Here is a 15,691-nt window from a genome sequence, read left to right on the forward strand (position 1 = left end):
CGCCCGTGCGAGCAACTAACCCCTTGCGGGGCGAGATTACTTGAGGGTGACGGTGGCGCCAGCGGCCTCGAGGGAAGCCTTTGCCTTCTCGGCAGCTTCCTTCGCAACGCCCTCGAGGACGGCCTTCGGCGCGCCATCGACAACGGCCTTGGCCTCGCCGAGGCCCAGGCTGGTGAGCTCGCGCACAACCTTGATGACCTGGATCTTCTTGTCGCCGACGGCGTCGAGGATGACGTCGAACGCGCTCTGCTCTTCGACCTCTTCGGCAGCGGCGGCGGGGCCAGCGGCTCCGGCGACGGCGACGGGTGCAGCCGCGGTGACCTCGAAGGTCTCCTCGAATGCCTTGACGAACTCGGAGAGCTCGATGAGGGTGAGGCCCTTGAACTGCTCGAGCAGCTCTTCAGTGGAAAGCTTTGCCATGATTTTTCTCCTATTAGTTTCTTAGTTACTCACCGCGGTACAGGCAGATGCCTAGTTCGCGGACTCCTGCTTTTCACGCAGCGCTTCGATGGTGCGAACAGCCTTCGACAGCGGTGCGTTGAACAGATATGCGGCTCCGAACAGCGAGGCCTTGAAGGCGCCGGCAAGCTTGCCGAGCAGAACTTCACGGGACTCGAGGTCGGCGAGCTTGCCTACCTCTGCGGCGGTCAGGGGGTTACCGTCGAAGTAACCGCCCTTGACAACCAGGAGAGGGTTTGCCTTGGTAAAGGCACGCAGCTTCTTCGCGACGGCGACAGGGTCACCGTGTACGAAAGCGATAGCGGACGGACCAACGAGCTCCTCGTCGAAAGACGTGATGCCGGCGTTGTTGGCCGCGATCTTGGTGAGCGTGTTCTTTACCACGGCGTACGTGGCGTCCTCACTGATGGACGTGCGCAGCTCCTTGAGCTTCGCAACAGTGAGTCCGCGGTACTCGGTGAGCAGAACGGCGGTCGAGCTCTGGAATTTCTCCTGCAGCTCGGCGACCGTTGCTTCCTTGTTCGCCATGGCGCTCCTCTAAATATTCATGTGCCGGTAGCCCGGGGCGCAGACATGAAAAAAGCTCCAGCGCAAGCGCCGGAGCTGAGGCCAGTTTGACTGGCTAACTTCGAACACCTGCGCGGGCCGTTCACGTGAATGAACCTTCGATCGCTTTTCCATTTCTGGGCAGCGACAACCGGCGGTCTTTGGCTGTTCCCCACCATACGGGATCCCCCTGGCGGTGCGCAAATCGGGCCAACGCCCACCCGGCTTCGCAAACTAGTTGACAAAGGTCCACTATGTATTTATAGTTGACATCTGTCAATTATCTAGCTGGAGATTCATGTCACGCCGTTCTCGCACCACCACTCCCCCGAACCGGGCCATCACGGCCGACGGTTCCATGACCAAGCGCCAGGTTCTCGAGGCCCTGTCCGGCCTGCTGCTGGGCATGTTCGTGTCGATCCTCGCCGGAACCGTGGTCAGCACCTCACTGCCGATCATCATCTCCGACCTGAAGGGTGACCAGTCCGCATACACCTGGGTCATCACCGCCACCCTGCTCGCCACCACGGTGTCCACGCCCATCTGGGGCAAGTTCGCCGACCTCTTCAACCGCAAGTTGCTCATCCAGCTGGCCCTGGCCACCTTCGTGATCGGCTCGGCACTGGCCGGCTTCTCGCAGGACACCGGAACCCTCATCGGCTTCCGCGTGCTGCAGGGCCTCGGCGCCGGCGGTCTCGCCGCGCTCAGCCAGATCATCATGGCCGACATCATCAGCCCCCGGGACCGCGGCAAGTACGCCGGCCTGTTCGGCGGCGTCATGGCCCTCGGCACCGTCGGCGGCCCGCTGCTCGGCGGCGTGGTGACGGATGCCTTCGGCTGGCGCTGGAACTTCTTCATCGCCCTGCCCGTGGCCATCGTGGCCATCGTGCTCCTGCAGCGCACCCTGCACCTGCCCCCGCGGGTCAAGCGCGTGGTGAAGATCGACTACCTCGGTGCCGTGCTGATCGCCGGCGGCGTCTCGCTGCTGATGATCTGGGTCACCCTGGCCGGCAACAACTTCGAGTGGGCATCCGTCACCTCCTTCGTCATGGTCGCCGCCGCCGCGCTGCTGCTCATCGCCGCCGTGATCGTCGAGTTCACGGTGCCGGAGCCGATCATCCCGCTGACGCTGTTCAAGAACCGCACCTTCACCCTCGCCACCGTCGCCAGCATCTCGGTGGGCGTGTCGATGTTCGGCACCTCCGTCTTCCTCAGCCAGTACATGCAGCTGGCCCGCGGGGCCACGCCCACCCAGTCCGGCCTGCTCACCATCCCGATGATGGGCGGCCTGCTCATCTCGTCCACGTTGTTCGGCACCCTGATCAGCCGCACCGGCAAGTGGAAGGCCGTCATGGTCTCTGGTTCGGTCCTCGTCGTCGCCGGACTCCTGCTGCTCGGCAGCCTGCAGTACGACACCAACCTGATCCTGGTCGGTATCTTCATGTTCGTGCTCGGCGCGGGCCTGGGCATGGTCATGCAGAACCTGGTCCTGGTCGTTCAGAACTCGATCGAGGTCACCAACCTGGGTGTGGCCACCAGCGCTGTCACGTTCTTCCGCAGCCTCGGCGGCACGATCGGTGTCTCGGTTCTCGGCTCGGTGCTCGGCACCGTCGTGGCCCAGAACATCAAGGACGGCATCGGCACCCTCGCGCCGGCCGACCAGGCCATCGCGGTGAAGACGCTGGGCTCCGGCGTCATCCCGCACGTCAACACCCTGCCTGACGCCATCCGCGTCGTCGTCGAGTCGGCCTACGGCACCGGCGTCGGCACGGTCTTCCTGCTCGGTGTGCCGCTTGCCGTGATCACCCTGGTGATGGTCGCGCTGATGCCCAACGCGTCGCTCGGTACCCAGACCGCCATCGCCCTGACCAAGGCCCAGGCGACGAAGAAGGCACCCGAAAACCTCGAGGACAACGACCTGCGCGAACTCGAAGACGCCGAGGACATGCTGATCGAAGTGGGCGCTGCCGCCGCCGGCCTCACCCCGGTGGGCCTGGCCCACCCGACCGGCTCGATCCGCGTGCAGCCCGGCACCGACCCGTCGGAAAACCCGAGCACCGGTCGCTAGTGTGATGGTCATGACCGACCACGGCGAGCTTCCCCCGGTCCCCGAGCCCGGCGTCACGGCCGCCCTGTCCCCCGACACCGCGACCGAGGCCGCCGAGGCCTTGGCCGACGTCGAGGAGCAGATGATGCAATTGGCGGCCTATGTGCGCGGCGCCCTGCGCGATTCGGCCCTGCGCATTGACCCGGCGTTGCAACCGTTCGGCCTCAAGATCCTGCGCACCCTGCGACGCTGCGGACCCACGCACGCCAGCGCGCTGGCCGAGTTGCTCGAGGTGGACCGCAGTGTGATCAGCCGTCAGGCCCGGCTGCTCGAGGACCTCGGCCTGCTCGAGCTGGCCGCGGACCCGGCCGACGGGCGCGCCAGGTTCCTCGCGGCAACCCCGTTGGCGATGGAGAAGATGGCGGCCGTGCCGGGAGGCGACAAGAGCCTGCTGCACGGCCGGCTGACCGCGTGGCCCGAAGCCGACCTGCAGCAGTTCGCCCTGCTGCTGAAACGGCTGAACTCCCCCGACGGCGCACGGTAGGTCAGGCCAGGGGCAGCGCCACGCGGAAGCTGGTGCGCCCCGGCCGACTGTCCACCGTGACTTCGCCGTCGTGGGCCAGAACCACGGCCTGCACGATGGCCAAGCCGAGACCGGTACTGCCGCCGGTGCCGCGGAACCTGGAGCTGTCGCCGCGGGCGAACCTCTCGAACAGGGTCTCCTGCAGGTTCTCCGGGATGCCGGGACCGTCGTCGGTCACGGTGACCACGGCGTCTGGCCCCTCGACGCCGAGCGCCACCTGCACCCGGGTGCCCGCGTCGGTGTGCACGCGGGCGTTGGCCAGCAGGTTCGCGAAAACCTGGTGCAGGCGCGGACCGTCGCCGGCCGCCAGCACGGGCTCTTCGGGCAGGTCGAGGTCCCAGCGGTGGTCCCGGCCGGCCGCATGGGCGTCGCTGACCACGTCGACGAGCAGCATGGTGAGGTCCACGGGTTCCCGTTCCAGCTCGCGACCCTCGTCCAGTCGGGCGAGCAGCAGCAGGTCTTCGACGAGACCGGTCATCCGCACCGACTCCGACTCGATGCGCCCGAGAGCGTGGATGGCGTCGGGCGGCAGTTCCTGGCCGCTGCGCCGGGTGAGCTCGGAGTAACCGCGGATCGACGCGAGCGGGGTGCGCAATTCGTGGCTGGCATCCGCCACGAACTGGCGCACCTTGTTCTCGCTGGCCTGCCGGGTTTCCAGGGCGATATCGACGTGGTCGAGCATCCGGTTGAGCGCTGAGCCCACCCGGCCGACCTCGGTGCGGGGGTCGGTGTCTGCGGCCGGAACCCTGTCGACGAGCAGCACCTCGCCGCGGTCCAGCGGCAGTTCGGAGACCCGGGTGGCCGTGGCCGTCACCCGTTGCAGCGGACGCAGGGCCAGACGCACGATCGCGGTCGCGAGGAATGCCACCAGCACAATGCCGGCCAGCGACACGATCGCGATGATGAGCGCCAGCTGGGTGGCCGTTCCGGTCACGCTGGCGACCGGCAGGCCCACCAGGTACAGGGCACCGGAGCGCGCCGTTTCGGCTAGTACCCGGTACTCGCCGACGTCGCCGCCGAGGTTCACGCTGAACGGAACGGACGTGCCGCCCTTCTGCACGGCGGTATCGAGTTCGGTGATGAGCTGGGTGACCTGGTCGCTACTCAGCGCCACGACGGCACCGGTGTCATCGGTGTAGCCGGCTGTGACGGTCGTGCCGTCGTAGACCAGCGCGAGGGTGCCAGGGGGTTGGGAGGGCCCATTCAGAACATCACTGGCCGTGGGCGTGGCGAGGGTGAAGTCGCCGTTCGGCCGGCGGTCGAAGAAGACGCTGGAGCGTTCCGCGGCGCCTTTGACCTGCTGGTCGAGGCCGTCCATCAGGTTGGCGCTGAGGATGGCCACGCTCACCACCCCGATGACCAGGCTGACAAGGGCAAGCAGTCCCACCACGGCCACAACCAGTCGGCGGCGCAGGGTCCAGGGCGCCCGGCCGCTGCGGGTCGGGATGATGGGGGTGTCGCCGACGGGTGCTCCGGGTTTCATCAGGCGATCTTCAGCATGTAACCGGCGCCGCGCACGGTATGGATCATCGGTTCGCGACCGGCGTCCACCTTCTTGCGCAAATAGGAAATGTAGATCTCCACCACCGACGACTTGCCGCCGAAGTCGTAACTCCAGACCCTGTCGAGGATCTGGGCCTTGCTGAGCACCCGGCGCGGGTTGCGCATCAGGAAACGCAGCAGTTCGAACTCGGTCGCGGTCAGCTCGATCTGTTCGCCCGCGCGGAACACCTCGTAGCTGTCCTCGTCGAGGGTGAGGTCGCCCACCGTGATGCGGGGATCGCTGGAGTCGGAGACGGCCATCGTGGAGCGCCGGATGAGGCCGCGGAGCCTGGCGACGACCTCTTCCAGGCTGAACGGCTTGGTGACGTAGTCGTCGCCGCCGGCGGTGAGACCGGCGATGCGGTCGTCGAGCGAGTCCTTGGCGGTGAGAAAGAGCACCGGCGTTTGATAGCCATCCGCCCGCAGCCGCTGGAGCACCTGCAGACCATCGATGTCGGGCAGCATGATGTCGAGCACGATGGCGTCCGGCCGGAACTCCCGCGCCAGGGTGAGCGCGGCCCGGCCCTCCCCGGCCGTGCGCACCTCCCAGCCCTCGTAGCGGAGGGCCATCGAGAGCAGGTCGGTGAGGGTGGGTTCGTCGTCGACGACGAGCACCCGGATCGGGGAGCCGTCGGCCTTGCGAAGGCGTGGTCCGTGGGCCGGCTGCTCGTTGGTTCGGGTGCTCATGCTCCGAAGTATCCCCGCCTTTCCTATGAACCGGCTATGCGCCGCCCACGACGATCCTGAGAGAGCGGGACCCTGCGGACTCCTGGGCTAATTCATAGGCAGGCCATAGTGCAGCCATAACCGGGCTCCTTAGCTTCGAAGGCAACGGCGGGAACCTCCCTGCCGCCGGACTGGAGAATCGATGTTTGTCACGTATCTGCGACGAGAGCTGGCGGGTCGCCGCAAGCAGACCGCCATCGTCGCCATCGGCATGGCCCTCGCCATCGCCCTGGTCATTATCGTCAACGCAGTGTCGAGCGGAGTACAGCTGGCACAGTCCACCGTGCTGGCCTCGGTCTACGGCGTCGGCACCGACATCACCGTCAGCCAGACCCCGGCCGCGCCCACCGAGGGCGAAGCAGGCGCCGGCGGGCCGGCGAACTTCGACTTCGGCGCGGATGCCGGCACCACCGCCGACGGGACCACCACCGTCAGCCAGTCCAGGCTCTCCGTCGACCGGGGCACCACCGCGTTCGACGCCACGGCGCTGGACACCGTCGGCGGCATCGACAACGTCTCCGCCGCCGCCGCGACCCTGTCGCTGAGCAACACCACCTTCGACGGCGCCCTGCCCGATTTCTCCGCCGGGACACAGCAGACCGGGGACGACGCGGCCGGCGGAACCCCGCCCAGCGGTGGACCCGACGGTGCCGGCGGCAGCTCCTTCAGCGTCGATTCCTTCACAGTGCTGGGCCTGGACCCGGCCGCTGAGGCCGTCGGGCCCCTCTCGGCCGTGAGCCTCACGGACGGACGCAGCCTGGAGACCACCGACGCCGGCACCAATGTCGCCGTCCTCGACGCCGACTACGCCACCACCGCCGAACTCGTCGTGGGCGACACCGTCGCCATCGCGGACACCGACTTCACCGTGGTCGGCCTGGTCACGGCCTCCTCGGCGGATGCCGCCACGGCCTCCAGCGTCTACATCCCGCTCGACGTCGCCCAGACCCTGTCCGGCCTGACCGATCAGGTCACCGACATCTACGTGCAGGCCGCGTCCTCCACCGACATCGAGCAGATCCAGGCCGACGTCGAGACCGCCCTGCCGGAGGCCACGGTGCAGACCCAGTCCGACCTCGCCTCGAGCGTGTCAGGGTCGCTCTCCAGCGCCGCCGACCTGGTGAAGAACCTCGGCCTTTGGCTGTCGCTCATCGTGCTCGCGGCGGCGTTCCTGATCGCCATCCTGTTCACGATCTCCGGCGTCACCCGGCGCACCCGGGAGTTCGGCACCCTCAAGGCGATCGGCTGGTCGAACGGCCGGATCGTGCGCCAGGTGGCCGGTGAATCCCTGGTTCAGGGCCTGATCGGCGGCGTCGTCGGCATCGCGGTCGGCCTGGCCGGCATCCTGGTGATCAACCTCGCGGCCCCCACGCTCACCGCGGGCGCGGCCACCGCCGACCCGGCATCCGCCATGGGCGGCCCCGGCGGCAGTGCCGGCGGATTCGGTCAGGCCATGGTGGAAGCCACCACCTCCGACATCGTTCTGCAGGTGCCGGTGACCCTGTCGGTCATCCTCATCGCCGTCGGTCTCGCCGTGCTCGGCGGTCTGCTCGCCGGCGCGATCGGCGGCTGGCGCGCCTCGCGCCTGAGCCCCTCCGAGGCACTGCGCAGCATCGCGTGACCCCCTCCGTCGAATTCATCACCAGAAGTGAGCTCCCATGTATGAACTGACCAATGTCACCAAGAAATACGACCAGGGCAAGCGCTCGGTCACGGCCCTGAACAAGGTCACCCTGTCCATTCCGGATGGACAGATGGTCGCCATCCAAGGGCCGACCGGCGGCGGAAAGTCCACGCTGCTGCAAATGCTGGGCGCCCTCGACCGGCCCACCGAGGGCACCATCGAGTTGGGCAGTGCGGATCTGTCCAAGCTCGGCCAGGGGCCGTTGGGGCAAATCCGGGCGCGCGAGATCGGCTTCGTGTTCCAGGGGTTCAACCTGATCCCCACCCTGACCGCGCAGGAGAACGTGGAGACCGCGCTGGCGCCGCTCGGGGTTCCCACGGCGGAGCGCATCTCGCGGGCCGCGGCGGCGCTCGACTCCGTCGGGCTCGGCGAGCGCGGCAGCCACCTGCCCGCGGAGCTCTCCGGCGGCCAGCAGCAGCGCGTCGCGATCGCCCGCGCCCTGGTCAAGGAGCCCACGGTGCTGCTGGCCGATGAGCCTACCGGGAACCTCGACGAGCAGACCCGTGACGAGATCATGGACTTGCTCGAGGGCCTGTGGCGGGCGAAGGGGCTGACCCTGATCGTGGTCACCCACGATTCGGCTGTCGCGAAGCGTGCGCAGAGGCGCCTCTTGATCAAGCAGGGTGTGGTCAAGGACCTCGGCTGAGGTCCGTGCCGAGCGATCGCGCTGAGTCGGCGGATGCCATCTGGAATCCGCCGGCTCGGCGTCAGGCCGGTGGGACCACCGTCGGGCGCCCGTCGACCCAGTCAAGCTGCAGAACGCTCATCCCCCGGTAGACGTAGGCCGGATCCCAGGAGTGCAACACGATCTGGTCACCACCGGGCTGGTCCGGGCCCGGGGAGACCACGTCCTGACCGCCAGGGCCGAGATAGCGGTCGCCGGAACTCTCCGTACTGAAGAGCGGTTCGGCACCGTTCGTGTAGGGCCCCTGGAGTGTCGGCGCCGTGGCGAAACCCATGGCGTAACTGTCATCGGCGTAACTGTTCGCCGAGTAGAAGAGCACGTACTCGTCGTCATGACGGATCAGGATCGGGGCCTCCACCACGGTGCCGTGCCACTCCTCCGACTGCTTGATGAGCCTGGTCGGTTCGCCGGTCAGTGTGCGGCCGTCGGGCGAGAGCGGTGACAGCTGCAGCCAGGTATCCAGGGAGCAACAGTTGCCGTCGTTCTTCCAGAGCAGCCATCTGCTCCCGTCCGCATCGACGAATGCGCCGGCGTCGATCGCGCCTCCCTCGCCGGTCGGGCAGATCAACGGCAGCGTCGATGTTGCCACGAACGGGCCGGTAGCCGATGCGGCGCTGGCGACGCCGATGCACTGCAGGCCTGAGGCCCTGTCGGCGGCGGTGAAGTAGAGCAGGAAGGTGCCATCCGGACCAGAGGTCACCTCCGGCGCCCAGGTCCTCCCGGTGTCGGCCCAGTCCGGGAGGTCAGGCAGAACGTCGCCATCCTGCACCTCCCACGACTGGAGATCGGTGGAGGTAGCGAATTGGACATTTGCGGTGAGCGAATTGGTGGCGTACGCGTAGTAGGTGTCACCGACCAGCAGCACATCCGGGTCGGGAAAATCCTGGTCTATCGCGAAGGCTGCCGGCACGTCGGTTGCGGCGGCATCCAGAGACCCGGCCGGCCCACAACCGCCGAGGAACGCCACCGCCGCACACACGAGGACAGAGGCGCCGGCCCGCCGCAGACTCACCCCTTCACGCCCGAGCTGGCGACACTTTCAACGATTTGCTTCTGGGCCAGCGAGAACAGCACAAGCACCGGGACCGAAGCGATGACCGCGCCGGCCATGACGATACTGAAGTGGGTGGAATAGGCGCCCTGCAATTGGGACAGGCCGGGCTGCAGGGTGAGGTTCTCCGGGCTCAGCAGAACGTAGATGGGCCACAGGAAGTCATTCCAGTTGCCGAGAAAGGTCAGAATTGCCAGCGTCGACAACGCGGGCTTGGCCAGCGGCAGCACGATCTGGAGGAAGATCCTGATATCCCCGGCCCCGTCGATACGCGCGGCTTCCTCGATCTCGGTCGGCAGCCCGACGAAGAACTGGCGCAGGAAGAAGATGCCGAAGGCACCCGCCGCGCCGGGGACGGAGACAGCCCACAGGGTGTCGAGCCAACCGAGGTTCTGCACGATCAGGTAATTGGGAATGAGGAAGATCACCGGCGGCACCAGGAGGGTGCCGATGATGAGCCCGAAGATGAACTTCTTTCCCGTGAATTCCAGCCGCGCGAGCGCGTAGGCGCCCATCGAGGCGGTCACCAGCACGATCACGGTCTGCAGCGTGGCCGCGACGAGGCTATTGAGCAGCCAGCGGAAGATCGGCTGTTGGCCGCTGGCCAGAGTCCCGTACGCGTCGACTGAAAACGGGTTCGGAAGGATTGAATACGGATTCGAGATGACATCGGTGTCGGTCTTGAATGAGGTGATCACGATCCAGACGAGGGGCAGGATGATCGTGAGGGCGACGACGATCAGCGCGGCGTAGAGGGCACCACGCCGAAGGCGTGCGGGTCCCGACACCCGTCGCGGAGTGAGAGTAGTCATCGATGATCCTTAGGGTTTGTCCCGCTGAAGGCGGAAGTTGATCACGCTGATGATCGCCAGGAAGGCGAAGAGCACGTAGCTCATGGCCGCCGCCGCCGCCATGTTGTTCTGCGAGAGCCCCTGGTCCGAGATGTACATGATCGCCGTGCGGGTCTGGTTGGCCGGCCCGCCCTTGGTGAGCAGGTAGGACTGCCCGAACATGTTCGCGGACGCCAGGATCGTGGTGGTGCTGACGAAGAGCATCACCGGCCGCAGTCCAGGCAGGGTGACGTTCCAGAACTTGCGGATCGCCCCCGCCCCGTCGAGCGCGGCCGCTTCGTAGAGGTCGGTGTTGATGCCCTTGAGACCGGCGAGCAGGATGACGGCGTTGAACCCCAGAGTCCACCAGACGGTCACGCCCACCAGCGAGACCCACGCCCACGGCACGTCGACGGTCCAGGGGATGTCGGAGGGGAGACCGATCAGGCCGAGGAGGTGGTTGATCATGCCCGACTGCGTGTCGAGCATGTACTTCCAGATCACTCCGATCACCGCGACACCCAGAACGAACGGTGCGAAGAAGATCGCCCGGAACACGGTTCCGCCGGCAATTTTCTGGTTGAGCAGCAGCGCCACACCGAGGGGGATCACGAGCAGGAAGGGAACGCTCGCCACCGTGAAGATCCCGGTGGCACCCAGGCTCTGCCAGAAATCGCCGAAGAAGACCGAACCCGGCGTGACGAGATCGATGTAATTCTGCAGCCCGATGAACGACTGCTCGGTCTTATAGGGGCTCCAGTCGGTGACGCTGATCCAGACTCCGAAGACCGCGGGACCGACCACGAAGGTAGCGAAGAGAACGAGGAACGGAGCCAGGAAGGCATAGGCCGTCCAGGTTCGCCTGCGGGTCCCCGACCCCCCGGCGCTCGCGCGCCGAGGGGCAGGGGTCGGGGTCGCCACGGCGGTCGGGGGGAGGGGCGCCAGACTAGTCACCGTACTTCGCCTCGTTCTGCTTCAGGATCGCGTCGGCCTGCTTGGCCGCGTCGTCGAGAGCATCCGCGGGTGATTTCTTGCCGGTCAGCGCCTCGTTGAGCGCGGTGGTGATGAGCGCGTTCGCGGCGGTGATGCCCGGCGCACTGGTCTCGTAGTGCGCGTAGGGAAGCTCATCGATGAAGGTCGCGAGGTTGGGGTACGCCTCGATCAGGGCGGGGTCGTTACGAACGTCATTTGCTGCGGGCAGCTCACCGGTTTCGGCCCAACCGCTGGAGTTCTCGTTCATCCACTTGACGAAGGTCGCTGCCGCGGAGGTCTTGTTGGCGTCCTGGCCCTTGTTGTTCAGGAACATCCAGTGGGTCGAGCTCGACCAGACGGCCTTCTCGGTTCCGATCTGGGGAACCGGTGCCGCTGTCCAGTCCAGCGCGTCGAACGCCTCATTGGTCGTTTGCCAGACGCCATTCCAGTTGTAAGCGGCCTGCCCGGAGAGCAGGCCCTTGATGTTGCCGTCCTGGGCCACATTCGCGGGGCTGTAGCCCTGGTCGATCAGGTCGGTCATGTGAGTGAGGGCCTGCACGCCGGCCTCGGAGTTGAAGGTCGCCTTGGTCACATCGTCGTTGTACAGGTCGCCACCGAACTGCCAGAGCAGGGACTGGAACTCGAAGGTGCCGGTGAAGACGTAGCCGTCGACCCACTCGCCCTGGATGCCTGCTGCCTTGAGTGTCTCGAGTGCGGCCATGTAGCCGTCCTTGTCGGCGGGTACCGTCGCGGGGTCGATTCCGGCGGATTTCAGGACATCGTTGTTGACGTAGAGGCCAAGCGGCGTCACGCTCCAGGGAATCCCGTACTGACTGCCGGAGTATGCGCCGGCGTCCATCAGGCCCTCGGGGAAGTCATCGGCGGAGTAGCCGAGATCGTCGATGATGGCGTCGGCCTCAAGGAGGAGGCCCTGCGCCGCGTAGGTGGCGACATCGTCACCGTGGGCGACGGCCACGTCGGGGCCCTTGCCCGCCTTGATGGCCAGCGGCATCTTCTTCGAGATGTCCCCCCACTCCATGGGAACGTTCTTGACCACGATGTTCGGGTGCTCAGAGTTGAACTCTTCGACGAGTTTCGGTACGAGAACGGGGGCGGCGCCGCCCGTCCACCCATTCCAGAAGCTGATCGTCACGTCGGGACCGGTGTAGTCCGCGCCGGACACGGCTCCACCACCGGCGCTCGTGCCTCCAGTGCTGCAACCGGCGAGGGCAACCCCCATTCCAACCGCCAAGGTTGCGGCAATCGCGCGACGCGCGAATCCTTCCTTCATGGTGCTCTCCTTTGAGTAGTCGCCGACTCGCGGCGATGAATGAGTCGGATCAGGTGCCCGGCCGGTGCCGGACCGGGTGATGTGTTCATTCCGGCACGGCTTCAGAAAGCGGATGATGCGACGGGATAAATTTACAGCGCTAGAAAGTCATCCGTCAAGCTTCCTTCGCATCACGAAGCAGACGGGCACGAAGGCTAGAGTCATGGATGAAACCCTCACGCGCCCCCGCAGCGCCGACTCAAGGAGCAGCAATGGCCGGAGTGCGACTCCAGGACGTCGCCGTTCACGCCGGCGTGTCGATGAAGACAGTGTCGAACGTCGTGCACGACCATCCCCACGTTTCCGCGGCGATGCGGGAGCGGGTTCAACGCGCCATCGATGATCTGGGCTACCGGCCGAACGCCCTCGGCCGACGCCTGGCCACGGGACGCACGGGCCTCATCGCACTCGCGTTCGCCGATGTGCGCCTGGCCTACTTCTCCGAGCTGGCGAGTCTGGTCTCAGCGGCAGCCGCCTCGACGGGCGCCGGCTACCGACTGCTCCTCGAGGAGACATCCGGCACCATCGCCGGCGAGCGGGCCGTCCTCTCGTCGAGTGAGGCCGGCCTCGTCGACGGCATGCTCTTCCAACCCTCAATGATGACGTCCACCGAAGTGGCCCAGCGCCGCAGCGACATACCCATGGTGCTGCTGGGCGAGGGCGCGGCGCCGATCGGTGTCGACCACGTAATGATCGACAACGTCGCCGCCGCCAACCGGGCCACGCGCCACCTCAGCGCCCTCGGACGGACCCGAATTGCCTTCGTGGGTCACGAGGAGAGCGGCCAATCCGCTACGTCCACGCAGCGACTCATCGGATACCAGCAGGGGATCGAGGAATCGGGGCTGGTCCTGGATATGTCCCTGCTCATCCCCACCCGGGCCATCGCTCCAGCCGAGGCCGCCCGTGCCGTCGGAGCAGCCCTGGATCGCGGTCTGCGATTTGACGGCCTGGTGTGCCGGGACGACCTCGCAGCGATCGGCGCCTTGCGCGCTCTCCAGGAACGCGGCATCCGGATTCCCGACGACGTGGCCGTCGTGGGCTGGGACGACATCTCCTTCGCAGCCGTCACCTTCCCGAGCCTCACCACGATCGCCCCGGACATGCCCGCGCTGGCCCGCGTCGCCCTCGAAATGCTGGAAGAGCGCATCATGGGCTACACCGGCCTGGGGCGCCATCGCCTGGTGGATTTCGACCTCGTCATTCGGGAAAGCGCGCCAGCAGTACCCCACGGTTGAACCGACCGGGCCGGCTGCGACGGCATCAATTCAATTTGCGGATTTACAGCGCTGCAAATTCAGTGCATGATGGAGGACATGAGTAGCACCGTCGATCTCGCGCCCGCCGTCTTTCGCGCCAGCCAGCAGGACGGGCGCTACCCGCGCCCCCAGCTCGTCCGCCCCGCTTGGACCGAACTGTCCGGGGACTGGGGCTTCGCCTTCGACGACGCCGACATCGGTTTGGCAGCCCGTTGGTTCGCCGACACGCGATTCGATCGAACCATTCAGGTTCCGTTCCCCTTCGAGTCCGCCGCCTCGGGCATTCACGACACCGGGTTCCACCCGGTGGCCTGGTATTCACGGTCCTTCGACGACAACGACCTGGCGCGGGCCGGCTTCTTCACGGGCCAGCGTCTGCGCGTGCACTTCGGCGCGGTCGACTATCGCGCCAGCGTTTGGGTCGACGGAACGTTTCTCGGTCAGCACGAGGGTGGGCACACCCCCTTCTCCTTCGACATCACCGACGCGGTCGTGGCCGGTGTGGCCGAACACTCCATAGTGGTCAGGGCTGAGGATGATCCCCTCGACGTGACTCAGCCGCGCGGCAAACAGGATTGGCGCGTCGAACCGCACTCAATCTGGTATCACCGCACCAGCGGCATCTGGCAGCCGGTCTGGCTCGAGTCCACGAACCCCTTGGCCGTCACTCTCGTGCACTGGATACCGGACCTGCCGAATGCGACGGTTCGTGTTCGGATCGATGTCAGTCGACGGCCCACGGCCGGCACGACGGTGTCCCTCAGCCTGAGTGTCGACGGTGATCCCCTGACCCAGGCGACGGTAGCCGTCACCGCGACGACCCAGGTCTTCACCATCGCGCTCCCGGCTCAGGTGAACGGTCAAGCCTACGAAGAGCTGCTGTGGACCCCAGAGTCGCCACGGCTGATTGATGCCACTTTGACGGTACGCACCGGTTCCTCAACGAACACGCAGGGGACGGCTGTGGATGTCGTACATTCCTATTTCGGCCTTCGCTCGGCGGCGATCGCTCGCGGCCGGTTCCTTCTGAACGACCGGCCCTACTATGTGAGGTCTGTTCTGCAACAGGGATACTGGCCCCAGTCGCATCTCGCCAGCCCCTCGCCGGAGGCCCTGCGCCGGGACGTCGAGCTCATCAAGGAACTCGGTTTCAACGCGACTCGTGTGCACCAAAAGATCGAGGACCCCCGTTTCCTCTATTGGACGGACCGGCTCGGCCTCCTCGTCTGGGGCGAGACCCCCGGCGCCTTCGAATTCGGCGCCACGGCCGTGCGGCGGATGTTGGCGGAGTGGACCGAAGTCGTGGAACGGGACCTCTCGCATCCCTCTCTCGTGACGTGGGTGCCGCTGAACGAGAGCTGGGGCGTGCAGCACATCGCCCATGACCCCGCGCAGCAGAACTACGCGCGGGCACTCGTCGCGCTCACCCGCACACTGGATCCGTCCCGCCCGGTGATCTCCAACGACGGTTGGGAGCACATCGACTCCGACATCCTCTCGGTGCACGACTATGAATCGATCGGCGACACCCTCCGCGAGCGTTACAGCGACGACGACGCAAAACGCAGGCTTCTCAGCGACCTCGGGCCCGCGGGGCGCCGTCTCCTTCTCGCCGGCCAGGAGATCGGTGAGCGGCCCGTCATGCTCACCGAATTCGGCGGCATCTCCTTCGCCACCCACTATGCGGACAGTGACGCCTGGGGCTACTCGAGCGCCCAGACCGCGGACGATTTCCTCGAGCGTCTGGACGCCGTCGTGGCGGCAATCCACTCCAGTTCGTTCCTGGCCGGGTTCTGCTACACCCAACTGACCGACACCCTCCAGGAAACCAACGGACTGCTCGACGACAACCGCAGGCCCAAGGTGCCCATGCACCTGCTTCGCGCCATCATCACGCAGACCGCACCCGACGGGCCCCCGCTCGGTTAGCGGGCCGCCTGGCCGCAGGTGCTCGCGAGTACGACAGGGGGTTGTGCC

Annotated in this window: 14 protein-coding genes; 6 read left to right on the forward strand and 8 right to left on the reverse strand. The window is 66.5% G+C overall.

What is annotated here, in order from left to right; genetic code table 11:
• Positions 1 to 36 precede the first annotated feature (36 nt).
• On the reverse strand, positions 37 to 420 hold the full coding sequence (gene rplL / locus E3T22_RS14040; RefSeq protein ID WP_066592329.1) for a 50S ribosomal protein L7/L12: 384 nt from the start codon (positions 418 to 420) through the stop codon (positions 37 to 39).
• A 51-nt stretch (positions 421 to 471) separates the two neighbouring features.
• A complete protein-coding gene (gene rplJ, locus E3T22_RS14045) occupies positions 472 to 987 on the reverse strand; it encodes a 50S ribosomal protein L10 (protein ID WP_088455040.1) in 516 nt (171 codons plus the stop codon).
• 316 nt (positions 988 to 1,303) lie between these two features.
• Here rplJ and E3T22_RS14050 point away from each other — a divergent pair, with 316 nt between their 5' ends.
• Both E3T22_RS14050 and E3T22_RS14055 read left to right on the forward strand, forming a co-directional pair.
• Positions 1,304 to 3,073 carry an MDR family MFS transporter gene (locus E3T22_RS14050; protein WP_370028213.1) on the forward strand — a complete coding sequence of 590 codons (1,770 nt, stop codon included), beginning with the start codon at positions 1,304 to 1,306 and terminating at the stop codon, positions 3,071 to 3,073.
• A gap of 10 nt (positions 3,074 to 3,083) precedes the next feature.
• Positions 3,084 to 3,596: a MarR family winged helix-turn-helix transcriptional regulator gene (locus E3T22_RS14055; protein WP_240632342.1), complete on the forward strand. Its 513-nt coding sequence runs from the start codon at positions 3,084 to 3,086 to the stop codon at positions 3,594 to 3,596.
• A gap of 1 nt (position 3,597) precedes the next feature.
• Here E3T22_RS14055 and E3T22_RS14060 read toward each other — a convergent pair whose 3' ends face one another.
• Complete coding sequence (locus E3T22_RS14060) at positions 3,598 to 5,118, reverse strand: cell wall metabolism sensor histidine kinase WalK (protein WP_134480897.1); 1,521 nt, start codon at positions 5,116 to 5,118, stop codon at positions 3,598 to 3,600.
• The gene (locus tag E3T22_RS14065; protein ID WP_088455038.1) at positions 5,118 to 5,864 is read right to left on the reverse strand and encodes a response regulator transcription factor; all 747 of its coding nucleotides are present in this window, start codon (positions 5,862 to 5,864) and stop codon (positions 5,118 to 5,120) included. Before E3T22_RS14065 ends, E3T22_RS14060 begins: the two co-directional genes overlap by 1 nt.
• A 181-nt stretch (positions 5,865 to 6,045) precedes the next feature.
• Between E3T22_RS14065 and E3T22_RS14070 the strand changes: the two genes are divergently transcribed.
• Complete coding sequence (locus E3T22_RS14070; RefSeq protein ID WP_134480898.1) at positions 6,046 to 7,524, forward strand: ABC transporter permease; 1,479 nt, start codon at positions 6,046 to 6,048, stop codon at positions 7,522 to 7,524.
• A 37-nt stretch (positions 7,525 to 7,561) separates the two neighbouring features.
• Positions 7,562 to 8,233, forward strand: coding sequence for an ABC transporter ATP-binding protein (locus E3T22_RS14075; RefSeq protein ID WP_088455036.1), 672 nt, complete (start codon positions 7,562 to 7,564; stop codon positions 8,231 to 8,233).
• Between the two features lie 61 nt (positions 8,234 to 8,294).
• Here the strand turns inward: E3T22_RS14075 and E3T22_RS14080 are convergent, their stop codons facing one another.
• The 4 genes from E3T22_RS14080 to E3T22_RS14095 all read right to left on the reverse strand — a co-directional run bounded on the left by E3T22_RS14080 (position 8,295) and on the right by E3T22_RS14095 (position 12,416).
• On the reverse strand, positions 8,295 to 9,284 hold the full coding sequence (locus E3T22_RS14080) for a glycoside hydrolase family 43 protein (protein WP_134480899.1): 990 nt from the start codon (positions 9,282 to 9,284) through the stop codon (positions 8,295 to 8,297).
• Positions 9,281 to 10,135 carry a carbohydrate ABC transporter permease gene (locus E3T22_RS14085; RefSeq protein WP_088455034.1) on the reverse strand — a complete coding sequence of 285 codons (855 nt, stop codon included), beginning with the start codon at positions 10,133 to 10,135 and terminating at the stop codon, positions 9,281 to 9,283. Before E3T22_RS14085 ends, E3T22_RS14080 begins: the two co-directional genes overlap by 4 nt.
• Before the next feature lie 9 nt (positions 10,136 to 10,144).
• Positions 10,145 to 10,957: a carbohydrate ABC transporter permease gene (locus E3T22_RS14090; RefSeq protein WP_240632341.1), complete on the reverse strand. Its 813-nt coding sequence runs from the start codon at positions 10,955 to 10,957 to the stop codon at positions 10,145 to 10,147.
• Between the two features lie 142 nt (positions 10,958 to 11,099).
• Positions 11,100 to 12,416 carry an ABC transporter substrate-binding protein gene (locus tag E3T22_RS14095; protein WP_134480900.1) on the reverse strand — a complete coding sequence of 439 codons (1,317 nt, stop codon included), beginning with the start codon at positions 12,414 to 12,416 and terminating at the stop codon, positions 11,100 to 11,102.
• Between the two features lie 251 nt (positions 12,417 to 12,667).
• Here E3T22_RS14095 and E3T22_RS14100 point away from each other — a divergent pair, with 251 nt between their 5' ends.
• The gene (locus tag E3T22_RS14100; RefSeq protein ID WP_088455031.1) at positions 12,668 to 13,693 is read left to right on the forward strand and encodes a LacI family DNA-binding transcriptional regulator; all 1,026 of its coding nucleotides are present in this window, start codon (positions 12,668 to 12,670) and stop codon (positions 13,691 to 13,693) included.
• A gap of 78 nt (positions 13,694 to 13,771) precedes the next feature.
• Positions 13,772 to 15,643: a glycoside hydrolase family 2 protein gene (locus tag E3T22_RS14105; protein ID WP_134480901.1), complete on the forward strand. Its 1,872-nt coding sequence runs from the start codon at positions 13,772 to 13,774 to the stop codon at positions 15,641 to 15,643.
• Positions 15,644 to 15,691: the final 48 nt, after the last annotated feature.

The organism is Cryobacterium sp. TMB3-10 (genome assembly GCF_004402305.1).
GTDB lineage: Bacteria > Actinomycetota > Actinomycetes > Actinomycetales > Microbacteriaceae > Cryobacterium > Cryobacterium zongtaii.